This is a genomic window from Pseudomonas sp. ChxA, from assembly GCF_030263855.1.
In the GTDB taxonomy this organism is placed as follows: Bacteria; Pseudomonadota; Gammaproteobacteria; order Pseudomonadales; family Pseudomonadaceae; genus Aquipseudomonas; species Aquipseudomonas fluorescens_CB.
The window spans coordinates 2,084,618-2,105,913 of the sequence record NZ_JARPMK010000001.1 but is presented as its reverse complement, the minus strand read 5'-3'; the positions used below and the strand labels follow the sequence as shown (position 1 = coordinate 2,105,913).

The 21,296-nt window shown below is 61.1% G+C and carries 22 protein-coding genes; 9 read left to right on the top strand and 13 right to left on the bottom strand.

All coding sequences use genetic code 11. The features are described 5' to 3' along the window. Positions 1-13: 13 nt before the first annotated feature. From atuD to ppnP, 5 genes are all read left to right on the top strand, one after another. A complete protein-coding gene (gene atuD / locus P5706_RS09415) occupies positions 14-1,171 on the top strand; it encodes a citronellyl-CoA dehydrogenase (RefSeq protein ID WP_056861079.1) in 1,158 nt (385 codons plus the stop codon). After that, positions 1,168-1,929, top strand: a complete 762-nt coding sequence (locus P5706_RS09410; RefSeq protein ID WP_285679065.1) for an enoyl-CoA hydratase/isomerase family protein — start codon at positions 1,168-1,170, stop codon at positions 1,927-1,929. Before atuD ends, P5706_RS09410 begins: the two co-directional genes overlap by 4 nt. 126 nt (positions 1,930-2,055) lie before the next feature. Next, on the top strand, positions 2,056-3,972 hold the full coding sequence (locus P5706_RS09405; protein ID WP_285679064.1) for an acetyl/propionyl/methylcrotonyl-CoA carboxylase subunit alpha: 1,917 nt from the start codon (positions 2,056-2,058) through the stop codon (positions 3,970-3,972). A 74-nt stretch (positions 3,973-4,046) separates the two neighbouring features. Continuing rightward, positions 4,047-4,589, top strand: coding sequence for a 3'-5' exonuclease (locus tag P5706_RS09400; RefSeq protein ID WP_285679063.1), 543 nt, complete (start codon positions 4,047-4,049; stop codon positions 4,587-4,589). Positions 4,590-4,652: 63 nt separating this feature from the next. Then, positions 4,653-4,937 carry a pyrimidine/purine nucleoside phosphorylase gene (ppnP, locus tag P5706_RS09395; RefSeq protein WP_285679062.1) on the top strand — a complete coding sequence of 95 codons (285 nt, stop codon included), beginning with the start codon at positions 4,653-4,655 and terminating at the stop codon, positions 4,935-4,937. A 48-nt stretch (positions 4,938-4,985) separates the two neighbouring features. On the opposite strand, the gene P5706_RS09390 is transcribed toward ppnP, so the two are convergent. Beyond that, positions 4,986-5,792: an MOSC domain-containing protein gene (locus P5706_RS09390; RefSeq protein ID WP_200434038.1), complete on the bottom strand. Its 807-nt coding sequence runs from the start codon at positions 5,790-5,792 to the stop codon at positions 4,986-4,988. A 319-nt stretch (positions 5,793-6,111) separates the two neighbouring features. Then, a complete protein-coding gene (locus P5706_RS09385; RefSeq protein ID WP_017134971.1) occupies positions 6,112-7,047 on the bottom strand; it encodes a chemotaxis protein CheV in 936 nt (311 codons plus the stop codon). A gap of 535 nt (positions 7,048-7,582) precedes the next feature. Here P5706_RS09385 and P5706_RS09380 point away from each other — a divergent pair. From P5706_RS09380 to P5706_RS09370, 3 genes are all read left to right on the top strand, one after another. Beyond that, entirely contained in the window at positions 7,583-8,032 is a 450-nt protein-coding gene (locus P5706_RS09380; protein ID WP_200434037.1) for a hypothetical protein, read from the top strand. Positions 8,033-8,413: 381 nt separating this feature from the next. Continuing rightward, positions 8,414-9,319 carry a sensor histidine kinase gene (locus P5706_RS09375; protein WP_285682691.1) on the top strand — a complete coding sequence of 302 codons (906 nt, stop codon included), beginning with the start codon at positions 8,414-8,416 and terminating at the stop codon, positions 9,317-9,319. Beyond that, entirely contained in the window at positions 9,316-9,975 is a 660-nt protein-coding gene (locus P5706_RS09370) for a response regulator transcription factor (protein WP_285679061.1), read from the top strand. Before P5706_RS09375 ends, P5706_RS09370 begins: the two co-directional genes overlap by 4 nt. Here P5706_RS09370 and yegS read toward each other — a convergent pair. The 6 genes from yegS to motD all read right to left on the bottom strand — a co-directional run bounded on the left by yegS (position 9,934) and on the right by motD (position 15,483). Next, positions 9,934-10,854: a lipid kinase YegS gene (yegS, locus tag P5706_RS09365; protein WP_200434035.1), complete on the bottom strand. Its 921-nt coding sequence runs from the start codon at positions 10,852-10,854 to the stop codon at positions 9,934-9,936. The genes P5706_RS09370 and yegS overlap by 42 nt on opposite strands. Before the next feature lie 1,178 nt (positions 10,855-12,032). After that, positions 12,033-12,425 (bottom strand): DUF2802 domain-containing protein, encoded by a 393-nt coding sequence (locus P5706_RS09360; RefSeq protein ID WP_285679060.1) that lies wholly within the window; start codon positions 12,423-12,425, stop codon positions 12,033-12,035. Next, positions 12,426-12,908: a chemotaxis protein CheW gene (locus P5706_RS09355; RefSeq protein ID WP_200433526.1), complete on the bottom strand. Its 483-nt coding sequence runs from the start codon at positions 12,906-12,908 to the stop codon at positions 12,426-12,428. Between the two features lie 62 nt (positions 12,909-12,970). Continuing rightward, positions 12,971-13,756 (bottom strand): CheW domain-containing protein, encoded by a 786-nt coding sequence (locus P5706_RS09350; RefSeq protein WP_200433525.1) that lies wholly within the window; start codon positions 13,754-13,756, stop codon positions 12,971-12,973. After that, positions 13,756-14,544, bottom strand: a complete 789-nt coding sequence (locus P5706_RS09345; protein WP_285679058.1) for a ParA family protein — start codon at positions 14,542-14,544, stop codon at positions 13,756-13,758. The genes P5706_RS09350 and P5706_RS09345 overlap by 1 nt, the downstream gene beginning before the upstream one ends. A gap of 51 nt (positions 14,545-14,595) precedes the next feature. After that, complete coding sequence (gene motD / locus P5706_RS09340; protein ID WP_285679057.1) at positions 14,596-15,483, bottom strand: flagellar motor protein MotD; 888 nt, start codon at positions 15,481-15,483, stop codon at positions 14,596-14,598. Between the two features lie 38 nt (positions 15,484-15,521). Between motD and P5706_RS37015 the strand changes: the two genes are divergently transcribed. Further along, a complete protein-coding gene (locus tag P5706_RS37015) occupies positions 15,522-15,944 on the top strand; it encodes a pentapeptide repeat-containing protein (protein ID WP_352231388.1) in 423 nt (140 codons plus the stop codon). Here P5706_RS37015 and P5706_RS09335 read toward each other — a convergent pair. From P5706_RS09335 to P5706_RS09315, 5 genes are read right to left on the bottom strand one after another with little or no spacing between them, the layout of a single operon-like run. Further along, complete coding sequence (locus P5706_RS09335; RefSeq protein WP_005790033.1) at positions 15,926-16,666, bottom strand: flagellar motor protein; 741 nt, start codon at positions 16,664-16,666, stop codon at positions 15,926-15,928. The genes P5706_RS37015 and P5706_RS09335 overlap by 19 nt on opposite strands. Further along, complete coding sequence (locus tag P5706_RS09330) at positions 16,666-17,787, bottom strand: protein-glutamate methylesterase/protein-glutamine glutaminase (RefSeq protein ID WP_169984811.1); 1,122 nt, start codon at positions 17,785-17,787, stop codon at positions 16,666-16,668. The genes P5706_RS09335 and P5706_RS09330 overlap by 1 nt, the downstream gene beginning before the upstream one ends. A gap of 49 nt (positions 17,788-17,836) precedes the next feature. After that, entirely contained in the window at positions 17,837-20,059 is a 2,223-nt protein-coding gene (locus tag P5706_RS09325; protein ID WP_285679056.1) for a chemotaxis protein CheA, read from the bottom strand. 11 nt (positions 20,060-20,070) lie between these two features. After that, positions 20,071-20,859 carry a protein phosphatase CheZ gene (locus tag P5706_RS09320; RefSeq protein ID WP_285679055.1) on the bottom strand — a complete coding sequence of 263 codons (789 nt, stop codon included), beginning with the start codon at positions 20,857-20,859 and terminating at the stop codon, positions 20,071-20,073. A gap of 18 nt (positions 20,860-20,877) precedes the next feature. Further along, positions 20,878-21,252 (bottom strand): chemotaxis response regulator CheY, encoded by a 375-nt coding sequence (locus P5706_RS09315; protein ID WP_003192908.1) that lies wholly within the window; start codon positions 21,250-21,252, stop codon positions 20,878-20,880. Positions 21,253-21,296: the final 44 nt, after the last annotated feature.

Genomic DNA, 21,296 nt, shown 5'->3' with positions numbered 1-21,296 from the left:
GAGAACAACAACAATGATCTTCACCCAGGAACACCAGGAACTGCGCCGCACCGTACGTGCCTTCGTCGACCGCGAAATCAACCCGCACGTGGACGAATGGGAAAAAGCCGGGCGTTTTCCCATTCACGAGATCTTCCGCAAGGCCGGCGACCTCGGCCTGCTGGGCATTTCCAAGCCGGAACAATTTGGCGGCATGGGCCTGGACTACAGCTACTCCATCGTCGCCGCCGAAGAGTTCGGCACCATCCGCTGCGGTGGCATCCCGATGTCCATCGGCGTGCAGACCGACATGTGCACGCCCGCCCTCGCCCGCTTCGGCTCCGATGAACTGCGCGACGAATTCCTGCGCCCGGCCATCAGCGGCGAGCAAGTGGGTTGCATCGGCGTCTCGGAAACCGGCGCCGGCTCCGACGTGGCGGGGCTTAAAACCCACGCGCGCAAGGACGGCGACGACTACGTGATCAACGGCAGCAAAATGTGGATCACCAACTCGCCCAGCGCCGACTTTATCTGCCTGCTGGCCAACACCTCCGACGACAAGCCGCATATCAACAAATCGCTGATCATGGTGCCGATGACCACCCCAGGCATCAGCGTCAGCCCGCCACTGGAAAAGCTCGGCATGCACAGCTCCGAGACCGCCCAAGTGTTTTTCGACGGTGTGCGCGTGCCGCAACGCAACCGCATCGGCCACGAAGGCGCGGGGTTCATGATGCAAATGCTGCAGTTCCAGGAAGAACGCCTGTTCGGCGCGGCCAATATGATCAAGGGCCTGGAGCACTGCATCGACAGCACCATCGAATACTGCAAAGAGCGCCAGACCTTCGGCAAGGCGCTGATCGACAACCAGGTCATCCACTTTCGCCTGGCCGAGCTGTCCACCGAAATCGAATGCCTGCGCGCCTTGGTCTACCAGGCCACCGAGCAATACATCAAAGGCCAGGATGTGACTCGCCTGGCTTCCATGGCCAAACTCAAGGCCGGGCGCCTTGGCCGTGAGGTCAGCGACAGTTGCCTGCAATACTGGGGCGGCATGGGCTTTATGTGGGACAACCCGGTGGCCCGCGCCTACCGTGATGTGCGGCTGGTATCGATCGGCGGCGGCGCCGATGAAATCATGCTGGGCATCATCTGCAAATTGATGGGCACGCTGCCCGGGAAAAAATCATGAACACCCTGCTGCTCGAACCGCATAACGGCGTGCTGCACATCACTCTTAACCGTCCGGCCAGCCGTAATGCGATGAGCCTGGAGATGGTCAACGAACTGCACGCGGTATTGGCACAGTTGGACAGCCAGGTGCGCGCCGTGGTGATCAGCGGCGCCGGTGGGCACTTCTGTGCCGGGGCGGATGTGAAAGACATGGTCATGGCGGGCGGGCAGTTGCAGGCACTGAACCGCGCGTTCGGCACCCTGCTGCAAGCAGTCGAGGCCGTGCCGCAAGTGGTGATCGTGGTGCTGCAAGGCGCGGTGCTGGGCGGCGGGTTTGGGCTGGCGTGCGTCAGTGATATCGCGATTGCCGACCACCAGGCACAGTTCGGCCTGCCGGAGACCAGCCTGGGGTTGTTGCCGGCGCAGATTGCGCCGTTTGTGGTCAAGCGTATCGGGTTGACCCAGGCACGGCGGCTGGCGCTGACGGCGGCGCGGTTTGATGGGGTTGAGGCTGAGCGATTGGGCTTGGTGCACTACGTCGAGCGCGATGCACAAGCATTGGCGGAACGATTGGATGAGGTGCTGGGGCAGGTGTTGCGCTGTGCGCCGGGGGCGAATGCGCGGACTAAAGCGCTGTTGCTCGCCAGTGTGGAACAGCCGGTCGGTCCACTGTTGGATCAGGCCGCGCAGTGGTTTGCCGAGGCGGTGACGAGTGAGGAAGGGATTGAGGGGACGCAGGCGTTTGTACAGAAGCGTAAGCCTGGGTGGTGCAAATGACGCTATCGCAGGCAAGCCAGCTCCCACAAGGGGAATGCATTTCAAACTGTGGGAGCTGGCTTGTCGGGTCGCCGCATCGCTGCGATGAGGGCCGAACATTCACCCAATGTGCCAAGGGATAAACCCATGCCTGCCTTCACCAAAATCCTGATCGCCAACCGCGGCGAAATCGCCTGCCGCATACAGCGCACCGCCCAAGCCCTGGGCTACCGCACCGTCGCCGTCTACAGCGACGCCGACGCCCAGGCCCTGCACGTGCAAATGGCCGACGAAGCTGTGCACATCGGCCCCGCGCCAGTGCAGCAGTCGTACCTCGACATCGCGGCCATCCTCGACGCCGCCAGACGCACAGGCGCCGACGCCATCCACCCCGGCTATGGCTTCCTCTCTGAAAACGCTGGGTTCGCCCAAGCCTGCCTGGACGCCAGCCTCACCTTCATCGGCCCCAGCGTTGCCGCCATCGAGCTGATGGGCAGCAAACGCCAGTCCAAACTCGCCATGCTCGAGGCGGGTGTGCCGTGCATCGCCGGTTACCAAGGCAATGCCCAGGATGACGCGACCTTGCAGCAAGAGGCTGAGCGCATCGGCTACCCGCTGATGATCAAAGCCAGTGCCGGCGGTGGCGGGCGTGGCATGCGCCTGGTCCACGACGCCAGCCGATTGCTCGACCAACTGCGCACCGCCCGCTCCGAAGCCCTCAACGCGTTTGGCAGTGACGAACTGATTCTCGAACAGGCGTTGATTGACCCGCGCCATGTCGAGATCCAACTGTTCGGCGACAGCCACGGCCACCTCATCTACCTGGGCGAACGCGACTGCTCGATCCAGCGCCGCCACCAGAAAGTCATCGAAGAAGCGCCCTGCCCGGTGATGACACCTGCGCTGCGCCAAGCCATGGGCGAAGCGGCGCTGAAGGCCGGGCGTGCGGTCAATTACGTCGGCGCCGGCACGGTGGAGTTCCTGCTTGACCGCAATGGCCACTTCTACTTCCTGGAAATGAACACCCGCCTGCAAGTGGAGCACCCGGTCACCGAACTGGTCACGGGGTTGGACTTGGTTGAGTTGCAACTGAACATCGCCGCCGGCGAACCGCTGCCATTGCAACAGGCCGACGTGACCCTGACCGGCCACGCCATGGAAGTGCGCCTATACGCCGAAGACCCGGCCCACGGTTTTTTGCCGCAAACCGGCGACGTGCTGCGCTGGGAACCGGCTGGCGGCGTACGCATCGACCATGGCGTGCTGGAAGGCCAACGTATCAGCCCGTTCTATGACGCGATGCTGGGCAAAATCATCGCCCACGGCGCCACCCGCGAAGAGGCCCGGCGCAAATTGCTGCGCGCAGTGCAAGACACGGTGTTGCTGGGCGTCACCACCAACCAGGGTTTGCTGGTCGACCTGCTCAAGCGGGCGGACTTTATCGCAGGTGAGTTCAGCACCGGGTTTATCGCCGAGCACTTCCATGACATCCCGCGTCACGTCGCGACGGATGAGCAGCTTGCCCTGGCCGCCGCGCTGTTTTACCAACACAGCGCCAGCGCCCACCGCCAAGGCTTGTCGGGATGGCGCAACAATGCACCCTGGCGCTATCGCCTGGCGGTGAACGACGAGGTGCGGGACCTTGACGTCAGTGTACTGGAGGGCAACCACCTGCACGCCAACGGCATCGAGGTCCGCGACCTGACCACCGATGGCCGCTGGGCCACGCTGGTTATCGACGGGATCCGCCGTCGCCTGCCCTACCACTTGGACGACACTCAACTCTGGCTGCCGGGCGTGAAGATCGTCAACCGCACCCAACACGTCGCCAGCCGCCAGGCCGACGCCAGCACCGGCATCGTCAAGGCGCCGATGGATGGCGCGATTGTCGATATCCGCGTGAGCGCTGGTGAAATCGTCAGCAAAGGCCAACTGCTGCTGGTGCTCGAAGCGATGAAAATGGAGCATCCGCTGACAGCCGGCATCGACGGTGTGATCAAGGGCGTGCAGGTCGTCGCAGGTGATCAAGTGCGTAATCGCCAGGTTTTACTGGAGATCGAATAACACCCTAGGCGGAACTACACGGCCCAGCTACGCTCTATCCCCATCAGGAAAGGACGAGTACGGGAACCTGCACGATGCCCCATTGGCTGATTATTGACCTTGAAGCCACAACGGATGAAGGCGGCTGGCCCGTGACAGAGATGGAAGTCATCGAGATCGGCGCCAGCCTGGTGAACCGCCAGGGCCGCGAACTGGATCACTTCCAGCGCTTCGTGCGGCCGCTGCGCCGCCCCTTGCTGACGCCGTTCTGTCGCCAACTCACGCATATCACCCAGGCCAACATCGACGCGGCGGCGCCGATCACCGAGGTGTGGCCACTGTTCGAGCGTTGGCTGGGCCAGCATCAAGCGCGCCTGGAAGGCTGGGCCAGCTGGGGCGACTACGACCGCGCGCAGCTTGAACTCGAATGGCAACGCCATGGCCTGACCAGCGCGCTCACCCAAACTGCGCATGTGAACCTCAAGCAGCGCTTCGCCAAGGCCCGGCGCCTGGACAAGCCCTTGGGGCTCAACGGTGCGCTGCAATTGGCGGGGATGCAGTTCCATGGCCAGCAACATCGGGCACTCGAAGACGCGCGCAATACCGCACGCCTGCTACCGTTGATTTTGCCGGTCTAGGCAGCTCCCCTGGCCTTGGGCATACTGGCCGACCTTTCCAGACCCTTTTCCGAGGATTCACCCATGTTCAAAGTCAACGAGTACTTCGACGGCACCGTCAAGTCGATCGCTTTCGGCACCGCAGAGGGCCCTGCGACCATCGGCGTGATGGCCCCGGGTGAATACGAATTCGGCACGGCCCAGCGTGAAATCATGCACGTGGTGTCCGGCGCCCTGTCCGTCAAGCTGCCAGACGCCAGCGACTGGGAAACCTTCGCCGCCGGCAGCCAGTTCAATGTGCCGGCCAACAGCAAGTTCCAGTTGAAGGTCGCCGTAGACACCGCTTACCTGTGCGAATACCGCGGCTAAGGGTTACAGCGCAAAAAAAATGCCCGTCTCGCAGGAGACGGGCATTTTTTATTCCAGGATCGTCACGGGCATTCCGACGGCTAATTCGCCGATGCCATCGTTGACCAGGTTCTGGCCGAACATCACGTCACCGCCCTGCTCACGGTAGGTCTTGAGTGTCGCCAGCGGTTCGCGGTCGGCGCTGCGCTCGCCGCTGGCCGGGTCGATGGTGGTGAGGATGCAGCGCGAGCACGACTTGACCACGCGAAACTCCACAGCGCCGATACGCAGGCGTTTCCAGCCATCTTCGGCGAAGGCCTCGCTGCCTTCAATCACCAGATTGGGACGGAAACGCAGCATTTCCATTGGGCGTCCGATGCGCTGGGATAAATCATCCAGGGAAGCCTGGCCGATCAGCAGCAAGGGGAAACCATCGGCAAAACCGACCTGGTCGTCGTCCTTGCCATAACCCGCTTCAGTGGTACGAGCACGGGTCAGTGGCACCTGCACCAGCCGTGTGGGCTTGCCGATAAAGTCACTGACCCAGGCCGCCGCCGCATCGCCGGCATCCGGCACACGCAGGGTGTCGCGCCATATCGTCACGCCGCGCAACTCGGCATCACTGCCTGGCAGCGCCACGTCCAGCGTGGCAAAGCCAGGCGAATTCAGGGTCAGGCCACCGGCGCTGTTCCACAACGCCGACAACTGGCTCATCTTCGCCACCGCCCGCTGGGTGAGGAATCGGCCGCTGGCTTCGTCCACCAGCATCCAGCGTCGATCCCCGTCCAGCCCGAGTTTATCCAGGCCGATGTGCTGCAAGGCTTCGGCCTTGCCGGACTTCAAGGGGTAACGGTACAGCGCGCTGAGACGAAGCATGGGCCTGCATTCCTGAGGGGGACAAAGCGCCACCCTATAGGACGGGACTTCCAGAATCAAAGGTCGCTGAAGCTGTTGTGACCGGTAAGCTTACTGTGGCGAGCAGGCTTGCCCTGCGTTGGGGCGCGCAGCGGTCCTGAAACCAGGCGCTTCGGATTTGCCTGAAGTTACGCGGTGTGTTTATTGGGGCTGCTTCGCAGCCCAACGCAGGGCAAGCCTGCTCGCCACAACAAGCCTGCTTGCCATAACAAGCCTGCCTGCCACAACCAGGCCTGCTTGCCATAACAAGACGGCCTGCCTGCCACAACAGGCTGCCTGCTCAGGCGGGCACTTCGTCCAACATCAAGCGCTGGCGCACCACATCTACCAGCTTGTCGGGCTGGAATTTGGACAGGAAGTTGTCGCAGCCGACCTTCTTGACCATCGAGTCGTTGAAGCTGCCCGACAGCGACGTGTGCAGCACCACGTAAAGGCCACGCAGGCGCGGGTCGTTGCGGATCTCGGTGGTCAGGCGGTAGCCGTCCATCTCGGGCATTTCGGCGTCGGTAAAGATCATCAGCAACTTGTCGGTCATGACCTGGCCGCTGTCGGCCCAGGCCTTGAGCATGTTCAGCGCCTTGAGGCCGTCGCTGGCAATGTGCATCTTCACGCCGAGTTGCCCTAGGGTGTCGCGCAATTGCGAGAGGGCCACGTTGGAGTCGTCCACCAGCAGCACTTCGCGGCCACGCGCGCGTTCCAGCACCGGGTCTTCAAGTTTTTCACGCGAGACTTTGGCGTTGTACGGCACGATTTCGGCGAGGACTTTCTCCACGTCGATGATCTCCACCAACTGGTCATCGACCTTGCTGATGGCCGTGAGGTAATGCTGACGCCCGGCGCTGGCCGGCGGCGGCAGGATGGCTTCCCAGTTCATGTTGACGATGCGGTCCACACCGCCCACCAGGAAGGCCTGCACCGAACGGTTGTACTCGGTGACGATAATCGTGCTGTTCGGCCCCGGCACCAGCGGGCGCATGCCGATGGCCTGGGACAGGTCAATGACCGGCAGGGTCTGGCCACGCAGGTTGACCACGCCGCACACAAACGGGTGACGCTGGGGCATCAGGGTCAACTTTGGCAGTTGCAGGACTTCCTGAACCTTGAACACGTTGATCGCAAACAGTTGCCGCCCGGCCAGGCGAAACATGAGGATCTCCAGGCGATTCTCACCCACCAGTTGCGTGCGTTGATCTACCGTGTCGAGAATGCCGGCCATTAAAAGCTCCTGATGTGGGATTGTGCAGCTCACTTAAGGCTGGTTATCGGCGGCAAGCGCCAGACCTTGACCCCGGTAAAATGCCATGTAAATTCATTGATGTCACACTGACATCATGGTTTACTGCAATCCGTCCTCCAAGCGGCAGTACAGCGACCTTGCGCGACATTCAAATCGACGTAGGGTTCCGCTGCGTAAGGGATTCCCCTATGCACAATCAGGCCCGACCTGATATTCGCGATATCTAATAGCCATTAATGTGACGCCATTCTCATTGCATGAATGGAGTCAGGCTTTTGTTTGCCATCCCAAGCCCTCGGCCCACGGGTCTTCCAGACTTATACGTGGCGGCAACCAAAGTTGTGCAAATGACCCGAATGACCAGGGCCTTCCACAGCTACTCGGCTCATTCAAGTAACGGTCCTACTGGAATTTCAGAAGCAGGCTACAGATCTCAGTCATATTTCGGCGGTAGTTTTACGCTATTCACCCGGTGCGGCATCTCATCACCCGACCTTATGTTGCGGAGACTTGCATGATGAATAGCGCAAACGAATGGCAAACTGCACTTCCAGAGTTTCTGCTGGAAGCCGAAAAGCTCTTGGCCAAGTCAGAAGAGTGCTTGCACCATTTACATCTGATTCGCAACGACAGCGATGCCATCGACTGCATGAAAACCAGCCTGGCCAAGCTGGCGGAAAAAGCCGAAGGCCTGGCCTTGCAGGCAATCAGCGAATTTTCCCGGCATATCCAATGCCTGATCGCCAACGCCGCCAGCCCCATGGAGCTGCATGACCAGGCACTGAATGCCCTGCATGACTGCCTGACGTTGCTGGCCTGGCAATTGGAGCTGATCGACATCCGCACCGGCGAACTGACGCTGGACGACAGCGAACAAACCACACTCATCGCGACCGTCACCTTGCAGATCCCGCAGAAAGACTTCACGCATAAACCACAACAGCGTGTCCATCACGTGTCTTGAAGGCTGACAAGGCCGTACTTGATCGTTGAGTTATCTAAAAACGACCGCGCCTTAAACGGTCGTCAATGATGCGTGGGCGCAATATATCAATTAGCCATCAACGCAATATCGATACAAACACCTTCGATTAATATAACTACGCACAGCAGACTGCGGACTCTTTGAACTACAGAGTCAGGTTCTACGGCGTTTGGCGGATATTAAACCGGCCAGAGTAAGGCGCCAGGCGACCAACGGTAATAGTGGTGGTACTATGCCCCGCTCGAAGTGACTCAACTTCATCATGTATAAAAAAACGTTCCGGCACCGCATTCCACACAGAGCCCTGTCAGCCGCCATGACCGGTCTTCCCGCAGCGAACCTTGATTGGCTCCATCCGCTATGTACGCCAGCCTGAAGTCACTCATCGCAAGGTCCGTGTCCCGCAGCAATGCACGCAGCAATGCCCGCCGCCTGGTCCTCGCCCTGTGCCTTTGCTCGCTCTTGGTCAGCTTGTGGGCCTACACCCGCTCAGCGCCCTTGCCCTTGCTGATACTGCTGCTCAACCTGGCCACGTTGCTGGTGGTGGGGCTGCAGCAGTGGCGCTCGCGCAAATCGATAAAGTTCCAGCCGCAGGAACTCGCCGACCGCCTGCTGCAAGTCCAGGAGAACGAACGCCACCGCCTCAGCCGCGAACTGCATGACGACATCGGCCAACTGCTGACCGCCGCCAAACTGCAAAGCGAATGGCTCAAGCGCCGCCTGCCCGACGATCTGCAAAGCCAATGCACGGTGTTATGCAATACCTTGAACGAAACCCTGGCCAAAGTGCGCGACGTGTCCGCCATCCTCAACCCGCGCCAATTGGCGAGCCTGGGCCTGGAAGCGAGCCTGCGCGCGCACCTGCTCAAGACCCTGGAAAACACTTCGGTGCACTGGAGCCTGGAATGCCAGCAGCGCCTGACCGGCATCCCGGAAGAAATGGCCGTGGCAGCCTTTCGCATCACCCAGGAAGCGGTGACCAATATGTTGCGCCATGCCCAGGCGCAGAATTTGCTGGTACGCCTGCAACGCCTGCCCGAAGGCCTGTCGCTGATGATCTGCGATGACGGCCTGGGCTTTTCACCGGCGCCCAACCCAAGCCTGGAAGGCCAACGGGGCATGGCCGGCATGAGCGAGCGTATCGACCAACTGGGTGGTGCGTTGTCTGTCAGCAGCCAGCCAGGCAAAGGCACGCGCATCGACGCGCTTTTCCCCTGGGCGCCCCGCGCCCTCGAACGGGCCAATTCCCCTAAGGTTCTCGAGTGACTTGCAACTTACTCCTGGTGGATGACCACGCACTGATCCGGGCCGGCGTACGCGCGCTGATCCAGGACATCCAAGGCTACAGCGTGATCGGCGAGGCCAGCGATGGCGCGCAATTGCTGGAAAAATTCAGCGCCCTGCAGCCGGATATCGTGCTGCTCGATCTGTCGATGAAATACACCAGCGGCCTCGACGCGCTACAGCAACTCAAGGCGGCCTACCCCAAAAGCAAGGTGCTGATCCTGTCGATGCACACCGACCCGGAGCTGATCATGCGCGCGCTGGAGTCCGGCGCCCATGGCTACCTGCTCAAGGACACCACTGCCAACGAGCTGGAACACGCCCTGCTGGCCTTGCGTAACAACGAGCGCTACCTGAGCCCTGCGATTGCCCACACGGTGATCAACCAGGCGCTGATCCGCAGCCAGGGGCCGATCTCCCCCGCCGCCGACAGCCACAACCTCACGGCGCGCCAGTTGGAGATCCTGCGCCTGATCGTGCGCGGCAAGTCCACCCGGGAAATCGCCCAGGGCCTGGGCTTGAGTATCAAAACGGTAGAGGCGCACCGCTCGCAGATCATGAAACGCCTGCAGATCTTCGACGTGGCGGGCCTGGTGTTATTCGCCGTTCGCGAGCAGATCATCAGCCTGGACGACTAACGGCGAGCCCAGCGGCAAATGCACGCGCAGGGCCTTGGGCAGCGCTGAAAAACGCAGGTCGTCGCCCTTCAACGGCTCGCCATCAAGGTTGATATACAGCCCTTCGGCCACCTTGATTTCGACCCATGGCAGGCGCGCGCGGACAAACATATTGTCCAGGCCCCAGCCATCACTCATCAGGGTCATCAGCGTGCCGACCACTTCCTGGGGCGCCGGCAGAATACTGATATCAAGCAAGCCATCATCGGCCAGCGCGCCGGGGCACAGCACATGCCCACCGCCCGCCTGGCGGCCGTTGCCGATGCCCAGCGCAAGCAAGTCGCCCTTCCAGTGAAAGCCCGGCCCTTCCAACTCGCCATACGCCGCCTTCAACTCGCTGAAACGCGACAGCCCGGTGAACAGATACGCCGCGCCACCCAGCACCTTTTTCAGGTCTTCGGAGGTATTTGCCGTGACTTGGCTGCCAAAGCCGCCGGTGGCCATATTCAGGAACATCTGCCCACCGGCCTGGCCGAGGTCGATGGCCCTGGGCGGCACATCCAGCAGCGCCAGCGCCCGTGCAGGCTCCAGCGGCACACCGGCGGCGCGGGCAAAGTCGTTGGCGGTGCCCAGCGGCATCAGCACCAGGCTGGCGTCGGTTTTGGCCAAGGCCATGGCCTCGGCCACATCGCGCAAGGTGCCGTCGCCACCGCCGGCGATCAAATGGGTATAGCCGTCGGCCAAGGCTTCATTGACCAGGCGCTGGGCATCGCCGCCCTCCCACGTCACCCGTACCGCCAGCTCCCAACCCTGCTCACGCCGGGCCTGCACGGCAGCGCGCACGTCCTCATTGAGGGCTTGCTTGCCGTGCAGGATCAACAGTGCTTTGGGGGTGGTCATGGGGGCATTCTCCAGGGTTCAAGGGTTCCTGAAGGATGTGGACCTTTGCCGAGAAGAAAAAAGCCATTCGCTTGAAAATTAATTCGTCGGCGGGTCAGGCCCGTTTCCAAGCCTGCGATTAAAACCGACTGCATCAAAATAAATGGTGCAGCGTCTACGGCTGGTGAGCCCTCAAAATTTTGGCTCAGGAGAGCCAGAATGAGATGCGCTTTTGATCGGGCTTGGTAATTTGGGGCGACGAACGTTATCGCAGGTTGAGTGGTGTGCATATCCGTTGCTGCGGTAACGGCGGCTTAGGGTTCCGCCCTTACGGCGGCTCACTTTTGGAAAGACCCAAAAGTAAGCAAAAGGTCTTCGCCCCAACACTCGGTGCCTCGCTATGGCTCGGCATGCCCGCAATCCGACAGTGATTTGGGGGGCCGCCGCGATGGGCCATCCTTGGCCCAGCGCGGCTAAACCGGCATCCCTGCCGGTTTACCCCCCAAATCACTGTCGAATTCCGGCCATCGTGTTTGACGGGGCGATTTGAGATCAAGATCAAAAGCGCAGATCAAAAGACCGCTGACTTCGTCATCGAAAAGGATGTAAGGGCCGGAGCAACAGCAACAGCAACAGCAACAGCAACAGCAGAGCCAAACTCGGTCTAATGTGGGAGCTGGCTTGCCTGCGATGGCATCAACTCGGTGTGCCTGATGTACCGAGGTGTCTGCATCGCAGGCAAGCCAGCTCCCACAGAAAAGCAGCTCTTCAGTGTATGCAAATCCGCTTTTGCTTTTGATTCAACCACTCAGGTCGGCTTTCAGGCCGCCGTGCTGTAGATCTTGATCTTGATCTGATTTTGATCTGAGACGCCCCGTTAACCACGATGGCCGAACGCAGGCTTGAATCCGTGGGTAACCCGGCAGGACGCCGGGTTAGCCGCGCTGGGCCAAGGATGGCCCATCGCGGCGGCCCACGGATTCAAGCCGGAGTGAGGGCACACCGAGCCTAAGCGAGGTGCCGAGTGGTGGGGCGAGGACCTTTTGGTTACTTTTGCGTCCTTGCAAAAGTGACCCGCTGTAAGAGCGGAACCATAGGCCGCCGTTACCGCAGCAACGGATATGTACACCGAAAAACCGCCACAGCAGCCAAGCCAGCTCCCACATTTAGACTAAGGCATCTCAGGAGGATCGCAGCAATCAGCTCTTGTGCAACTTGCTCATCAACTGCGCTTCAGCCTGGGTCAACCCACACGACTGCGTCAGCTCATCCACCGTCGCGCCCATGCCGACCAATTTAGCCGCCTGGGCAAACGACAGACTCGAAGGATCACGCTGCTCGATCTGCGCCAACTTATCCGGCAACGGCCCAAGAATCGCGCGCAGTTCATGCACCTCATCCCCCACCTTCACCGCACTCTGCTGGAAGTGATCCACACGCTTGACCAAATCCAGAATCCGCCGGTCACGCACAGCATCGCGCTCGGCCTGTTGCACGGCCAACTCCTGTTGCTGGCGCATATAGCGCAGCAGGAATGCCAAGGTCCCAGCCCACAACAGGGCCAGGACAATCACCGCCGCTTCAAGAAACAATCAGATGTTCTCCAGATCCGACCATTCTTCTTCGCTCATCATCTTGTCCAGCTCAACCAGAATCAGCAGTTCGCCGTTCTTGTTGCACACGCCCTGGATAAACTTGGCCGATTCTTCATTGCCCACGTTCGGCGCGGTTTCCACTTCCGACTGACGCAGGTAAACCACTTCAGCCACGCTGTCGACCATGATCCCGACCACTTGCTTGTCGGCTTCGATGATGACGATACGGGTGTTGTCGTTGACCTCAGTCGGCATCAGGCCAAAACGCTGGCGGGTGTCGATCACCGTCACCACGTTGCCGCGCAGGTTGATGATGCCCAGCACGTAGCTCGGCGCACCCGGCACCGGAGCGATCTCGGTGTAGCGCAGCACTTCCTGCACGCGCATCACGTTAATGCCGTAGGTTTCATTGTCCAGTTTGAAGGTAACCCATTGCAGGATCGGATCATCCAAACCTTGTGCGGACGCTGACTTGTTCATACCCCTGACCCCTTCAGTGTGTGCTTCTTCGACCGCGCAACCGCACGGCCCTTATTGTTCAATCAACTGCGTTTGTTCTGTGGCATCGTCTTGACCGCGCCGCTGGCGATCAACTCGGCCAGTTCGGCGACGTCGAGCAACGCGCACATATGTTCAATCACGGTGCCCGCCAGCCAGGGCCGTTGGCCCCGGTGGCTGCGCCACTTGATTTCATTCGGGTCCAGGCGCAACGAGCGGCTGACTTGATGCACCGCCAACCCCCACTCGTAGCCCTGCACCGAGATCACGTATTGCAAGCCTTGGCGAAAGTCATCGCGGTAGCGGTCGGGCATCACCCAGCGCGCCGTGTCCAGCACCTTGAGGTTGCCGGCCTGGCTGGGCAGGATGCCGAGGAACCACTCCGGTTGCCCGAACAGCGGCGTCAACTCCTGGCCTTCCAACGAATAGATCGAACCCAGGCACACCAGCGGCACCGCCAGGGTCAACCCGGCGACGTCGAACAACAGGCACTCGAATGGCTCGGCCGCCCACGACGGGCGACCGTCACCGGTGGCCGGCGGCGGCGTGATGCTCGGCGGCAGGTGCACTTCGACCACCGGCTCAACCACGGCGGGCGTCACCACCACGGGCACGGGCACAATGGGCACCACCACATGGGCATCACGCGCCTGCTCTTCCAGCACCGCTAACTGAAATTCATCCAGCGTGCTTTCAGGTTCAATGACAGCAGGTTCAAGGACCAGAATCGGCTCGGGCAATTCTTCTGCCGTCGCATCCTGCAGCAAGGCGTCCAGGTAGGACTCCAGTGCCAGTTGCGGCCGGGTCTTAAGCTCAACGGGACGGTTCATCACGCCACCTGCGCCACAAGTTGCTGGGACAGCAAATGCTTGAGCAATGCGCGGTAGGCCAGCACCCCACGGCTCTTGCCGTCGAACTGCGACGGCGTGAGCCCGGCGCGGCTGGAGTCACGCAGGCGCGTGTCCACCGGAATGTAGCCGTTCCAGATGGTTTCCGGATAGGCATCGCGCAACACCCGCAAGGTGCCCAGCGACGCTTGGGTACGCCGGTCAAACAGGGTCGGCACGATGCTGTACGGCAGCGCCTGTTTGCGCGAACGGTTGATCATCGCCAAGGTGCTGACCATGCGCTCCAGGCCTTTGACCGCCAGGTGTTCGGTCTGTACCGGGATCACCAACTGCTGGCTGGCCGCCAAGGCGTTGACCATCAGCACGCCCAGCAACGGCGGGCTGTCGATGATTGCGTAGTCGAAGTCCTGCCACAGTTGCGCCAGGGTCTTGGCGATCACCAGGCCCAGGCCGCTCTGCCCTGGCGACTGGCGCTCAAGGGTCGCCAGCGCGGTGCTCGACGGCAACAGCGAGATGCTCTCGTTGCTGGTGGGCAGCAGCAATTGCCCGGGCAAATCTGCCGGTACGCTGCCCTTGTGCAGGAACAGGTCGTAGCAGCTGTGCTCCAGCGCATCCGGGTCATAGCCGAAATAACTGGTCATCGAGCCGTGCGGGTCCAGGTCGACCACGACCACACGCTTGCCCGCCTCGGCCAGCAAGCCGGCCAAGGCGATAGACGTGGTGGTCTTGCCGACTCCACCCTTTTGATTGGCAACTGCCCAGACTCTCATTCAGTTGGTTCCTCCCGGTAGGCTAAGGCGCGACCGAGACATTACATAACATTATTGAGCCGGTGACGGAGAATTGACGGCGCTCTGACGAACCGGCGGTTTAACGGTTGGCGGTGCAGTTTGTGTGCCAGCCCGCTTCAAGGCCGCATCCGGTGTTGCATTGGCAGTACCGGTACCGGTCAGGCTGCGGCGCACATCCAGGTTACGGGACACCACCAGCACCACCCGGCGGTTGCGCGCGCGGCCTTCGGCGGTGGCGTTATTGGCCACCGGCTGGAACTCACCATAACCCACCGACGCCAGGCGCCCAGGGTTCACGCCCTGCATCGCGAGCATACGCACGATGCTTGAGGCCCGCGCCGAGGACAGCTCCCAATTGGTCGGGTACTGCGCGGTGCTGATCGGGAAGTTGTCGGTAAAGCCTTCGACGTGGATCGGGTTCTCAAACGGTTTGAGAATCGCCGCCACCTTGTCGATGATGGTAAACGCCTGATCGCTCGGCAACGCATCGGCGCTGGCGAACAGCAGGCTCGAATTAAGCTCGATCTCCACCCACAACTCATTGCCGCGCACAGTCATCTGGTTGGATTTGATCAGGTCGCCAAACGCAGCGCTGATGTCGTCGGCGATGCTTTTGAGCGGGTCGCTGGTGCCGCCGATGCCGGCGGCGGTTTCGTCGCTGTCGTTAACCAGCGGCTTGGCCGGGGTCACGGTCTTGGGCCGCTCGTCGCCAATCGGGATCGGCTTGATCGAGCGGTCGGTGTCGTTGAACACGCCCACCAGCGCCTGGGAAATAATCTTGTACTTGCCTTCGTTGATCGACGAGATGGAGTACATCACCACAAAAAATGCGAACAGCAAGGTGATGAAGTCGGCGTAAGACACCAGCCAGCGTTCATGGTTGACGTGCTCTTCAGGCTCGCGGCGGCGACGGCTCACAGGCAGATACCTCCCTGACGCCTATTGGCCACTTCAGTGTGGCCCGCTTTGCTGGTGGCCGCTTTACTGTGGACCGCTTCACTGGTGCCCGCTTTACTGTGGCCCGCTTCACTGGTGCCCGCTTTACTGTGGCCCGCTTCACTGGTGCCCGCTTTACTGTGGCCCGCTTCACTGGTGCCCGCTTTACTGTGGCCCGCTTCACTGTGGCGAGCGAGCTTGCTCGCGCTGGGGCGCGAAGCGGCCCCACTCCAGGCAATGCGTTTGTTCAGGCGGATTGCGGTGTATGGTTTTGGGGCTGCTTCGCAGCCCAGCGTGAGCAAGCTCACTCGCCACAACAAGCTCACTTGCCACAACAAGCTCACTCGACACAACAAGCTCGCTCGACACAGCAAGCTCGCTCGCCGCATAAAGCTCACTGGCCACGGGTCGATGTGCATGGCCATCAATCCATGAAGCCCTGAAGCTTCAATTCGATGGAGCGCGGGTTCTCGCCCTCGGCGATCGACAAGATGCCTTCCAGCAACATCTCGCGGTAACGCGACTGGCGCATGGCGATCGATTTGAGCTTGCTGGCCACCGGCAACAACACCAGGTTGGCACTCGCCACGCCGTAGATGGTGGCGACAAACGCCACGGCAATGCCGCTGCCCAGCTGCGATGGGTCGGCCAGGTTGCCCATCACGTGGATCAGGCCCATCACCGCACCGATAATGCCGATGGTCGGCGCGTAGCCGCCCATGCTTTCAAAGACTTTGGCGGCGTTGATATCGCGGCTTTCCTGGGTGTAGAAGTCCACCTCAAGGATGCTGCGAATCGCCTCGGGTTCGGCGCCGTCGACCAGCAGTTGCAAGCCTTTGCGCGCGTAGCTGTCGGGCTCGGCATCGGCCACGCCTTCCAGGCCCAGCAGGCCTTCCTTGCGCGCCGTGAGGCTCCAGTTGACCACACGGTCGATGCCGCCCGGCAGGTCCACGCGCGGCGGGAAGATGATCCACACCAGAATCTGCATGGCGCGCTTGAACGAGCTCAGCGGCGACTGCAACAACGCCGCGCCCACCGTGCCGCCAATCACGATCAGCGCCGCCGGGCCATTGGCCAAGGCGCCGAGGTGGCCGCCTTCGAGGTAGTTGCCGCCGATAATCGCGACAAACGCCATGGTGATGCCAATCAGGCTCAAGACATCCATCAGAGGCAGGCCTCCACCAGATGTTTGCCGATGTCGTCCAGGCTATAAACAGCGTCGGCCAGGTCCGCCTTGACGATGGCCATGGGCATGCCATAGATCACGCAGCTGGCTTCGTCCTGCGCCCAGATCGCGCTGCCGCCCTGCTTGAGCAGGCGTGCGCCCTCACGGCCGTCGGCGCCCATGCCGGTGAGTACCACCGCCAGAACTTTGTCGCCGTAGGACTTGGCCGCCGAGCCGAAGGTGATATCCACGCACGGCTTGTAGTTCAAGCGCTCGTCGCCCGGCAGGATTTTGATCGCGCCACGGCCGTCGACCATCATCTGCTTGCCGCCCGGTGCCAGCAGCGCCAGGCCAGGTCGCAGGATGTCACCATCCTCGGCCTCCTTGACGCTGATGCGGCACAGCTTGTCCAGGCGCTCGGCAAAGGCCTTGGTGAAGGCGGCCGGCATGTGCTGGATCAACACGATCGGCGCCGGGAAGTTGGCCGGCAGTTGGGTCAATACGCGCTGCAAGGCCACCGGGCCGCCGGTAGACGTACCAATGGCGACCAGCTTGTAGGCTTTGCGTTTGGGTGCAGGCGAATGTGCGCTCGGAGCCGGGGCACGCACCGGCGCCACCGCAGGCCGGGCTATCGGTGCCGGTGCCGGGCGCGCAAACGTCGAGGTGCTCGGCGTTGGCGCGGCAACTGGCGCAGGCGCCGGCGCACTGAACAGGCTGCGACGGTTACTGCGCGAAATGCTGTGGACCTTCTCGCACAGCATCTGCTTGACCTTGTCAGGGTTGCGCGAGATGTCTTCGAAATTCTTCGGCAGGAAGTCCACCGCACCCGCGTCCAGCGCATCCAGGGTTACCCGGGCGCCTTCGTGGGTCAGCGAGGAGAACATCAACACCGGGGTCGGGCAGCGCTGCATGATGTGTCGGACTGCGGTGATGCCATCCATCATCGGCATCTCGTAGTCCATGGTGATCACGTCCGGTTTCAACGCAATGGCTTGATCAATCGCCTCTTTACCGTTGGTGGCCGTACCGACCACCTGGATGGTTGGATCGGCGGAAAGAATTTCCGAGACGCGGCGGCGGAAGAAACCCGAATCGTCCACCACCAGGACCTTGACTGCCATAAACACTCCGTTAGGCGGGGCAGGCACTACCTTTGATGCCCCACCAGAATCAAATACGCCGAGCGGCGTAACGCTTGAGCATGCTCGGAACATCAAGAATCAGCGCGATCCGACCGTCACCGGTGATGGTCGCACCCGACATGCCTGGGGTTCCCTGCAGCATTTTGCCCAAAGGCTTGATGACCACTTCTTCCTGGCCTACCAGTTGATCGACCACGAAGCCGATGCGCTGGGTGCCCACGGACAGAATCACCACATGGCCTTCGCGCTGCTCTTCATGCTTGGCCGAGGCCACCAGCCAGCGCTTGAGGTAGAACAGTGGCAACGCCTTGTCGCGCACGATCACCACTTCCTGGCCGTCCACCACGTTGGTGCGTGACAGGTCGAGGTGGAAGATCTCGTTGACGTTGACCAGCGGGAAGGCGAACGCCTGGTTGCCCAGCATCACCATCAGGGTCGGCATGATCGCCAAGGTCAACGGCACCTTGATCACGATCTTGGAGCCCTGGCCCTTGGTCGAGTAGATGTTGATCGAGCCGTTGAGCTGGCTGATCTTGGTTTTCACCACGTCCATGCCCACGCCACGGCCGGACACATCGGAAATCTCGGTCTTGGTCGAGAAGCCCGGGGCGAAGATCAGGTTGTAGCATTCGGTGTCGGTCAGGCGGTCGGCAGCATCCTTGTCCATCACGCCGCGCTTGACCGCGATATTGCGCAGAATTGCCGGGTCCATGCCTTTGCCGTCATCGGTGATCGACAGCAGGATATGGTCGCCCTCTTGCTCGGCCGCCAGAATCACCTTGCCATTGCGGGACTTGCCCGCGGCTTCGCGTTCTTCCGGGGTTTCGACGCCGTGGTCGACGGCGTTGCGCACCAAGTGGACCAGCGGGTCGGCCAGGGCCTCGACAAGGTTTTTGTCGAGGTCGGTTTCTTCACCCACCAGTTCCAGGTTGATTTCTTTCTTGAGCTGGCGCGCCAGGTCGCGAACCAGACGCGGGAAGCGGCCGAAGACTTTCTTGATCGGCTGCATGCGCGTTTTCATCACGGCGGTCTGCAAGTCAGCGGTAACCACGTCGAGGTTCGACACGGCCTTTTGCATGGCTTCGTCGCCGCTGTTCAGGCCCAGGCGCACCAGGCGGTTACGCACCAGCACCAGTTCGCCGACCATGTTCATGATGTCGTCCAGGCGCGCGGTATCAACCCGCACGGTGGTTTCGGCTTCACTCGCAGGTTTTTCCGCTACCGGCGCCGCTGCGGCACGCGCAGGTGCGGCAGCCGGTGCCGGTGCAGGCTTGGCAGCCACAGGCGCGGCGGCTTTGGCCGGCGCAGGTTTGGCGGCCATCGGCGTGGCGGTCGCCGCGGCGGCCGGGGCCACTTCGGAGAACTTGCCTTTGCCGTGCAACTCGTCCAGCAGCGCTTCGAATTCGTGATCGGAGATCAGGCCGTCAGCGCCAGGCTCAACGCTGGCAGGCGCGGCGCTGGCAGCAGGTGCGGCCGCGATGGCGGCGACTTCCGGCAAGGCTTCGGCGGCAAACGTGCCCTTGCCATGCAGTTGGTCGAGCAGTGCTTCGAATTCGTCGTCGGTTATGTCAGTGCTTGTAGACGCGGCAGGCGCGACAGGCGCTGCCGACTCAGCAGCAACTGCCACGGCGTCCGGCGCAAACTGGCCTTTACCGTGCAACTGGTCGAGCAGCGATTCGAATTCTGCGTCGGTAATGTCTTCGCTGGTCGGCACGGCAGGCGCAGCCACCGCTTGCGGTGCTTCAGCTTCGGCCTTCACCGCGCTCAGGGAGTTGAGCAGCTGTTCGAACTCGCTGTCGGTCACATCCGGCTCGGCTTCAACCACAGGCTCAGGCGCGGCGACCGGCGCAACCGAGGTATCGGCAGGTTCGGCCAGGCGTGCCAGCGCAGCCAACAGCTCCGGCGTGGCAGCCGTGATTGGCGCACGTTCGCGCACCTCACTGAACATGCCGTTGACCGCATCCAATGCTTCGAGAATCACGTCCATCAGTTCCGAGTCGACGTGGCGCTCACCCTTGCGCAGGATGTCGAACACGTTCTCGGCGATGTGACAGCACTCCACCAGCTCATGGAGCTGGAGGAAGCCGGCGCCCCCTTTTACAGTGTGAAAACCGCGAAAAATTGCATTGAGCAGGTTCGCATCATCCGGTCGGCTTTCCAGCTCGACCAGTTGTTCGGACAGTTGCTCTAAAATTTCGCCGGCCTCTACAAGGAAATCCTGAAGGATTTCTTCATCGGCGCCGAAGCTCATGTGGGTGCTCCTTAGAAGCCTAAACTGGATAACAGGTCATCTACGTCATCCTGACCTGACACAACGTCTTCACGTTTATCGGCATGAATCTGCGGACCTTCACCCTTGGCGAGATGTTTTTGTGGATCTTTTTCCGAGAGGATCGCTGCGCGGTCATGTTCGATGCCGGCAAAACGGTCGACTTGGCCGGCCATCAGCACCAATTTGAGCAAGTTGCTTTCCACTTCGGTGACCAGTTGGGTCACGCGCTTGATCACTTGACCGGTGAGGTCCTGGTAATCCTGGGCCAGCAGAATGTCATTGAGGTTGCTGGCCACCGTGCGGTTTTCCTGTTCGCTGCGCGACAGAAAGCCGTCGACCCGACGCGCCAATTCACGAAACTCCTCAGCCCCCACTTCCCGGCGCATGAAACGGCCCCAGTCAACGCTGAGCGCGTGTGCTTCGGTGGCCATGCCATTGACCAGCGGCGTGGCGTTTTCCACCAGGTCCATGGTGCGGTTGGCCGCCGCCTCAGTCAGCCTGACCACATAGGACAGGCGTTCGGTGGCATCAGTGATCTGCGAAATTTCTTCGGCCTGGGGCATGTGCGGATCAATCTGGAAATTGACGATTGCACTGTGCAGCTCGCGTGTGAGCTTGCCCACTTCCTGATACAGGCCGCGGTCACGGGTCTGGTTAAGCTCATGGATCAACTGCACCGCGTCGCCGAAGTGGCCTTTTTCAAGGCTTTCGACCAACTGGTGAGCATGTTTTTTCAGGGTCGACTCAAAGTCTCCCTGTGACGTTTCTTTATGCTCCATAGCTCCCCCGTGGTGACATCAGCCGTGGATGCGTTCGAAGATTTTTTCGATCTTCTCTTTCAAGGCCAACGCAGTGAATGGCTTGACCACGTAACCGTTAACCCCGGCTTGGGCGGCTTCGATGATCTGTTCACGCTTGGCTTCGGCGGTCACCATCAACACAGGCAAGCTGCGCAGTTTTTCATCGGCGCGCACGTGACGCAGCAAGTCGATACCGGTCATGCCCGGCATGTTCCAGTCGGTTACCAGAAAGTCGATGCTCCCGCTGTTGAGGATCGGAATCGCCGTCAGGCCGTCATCCGCCTCGACCGTGTTGGTGAACCCAAGGTCACGCAACAGGTTTTTTATGATCCGCCGCATCGTTGAGAAGTCATCAACGATGAGGATTTTCATGTTCTTGTCCAATTCGACCTCCAAGCAGTCTTAAACGCGCCCAG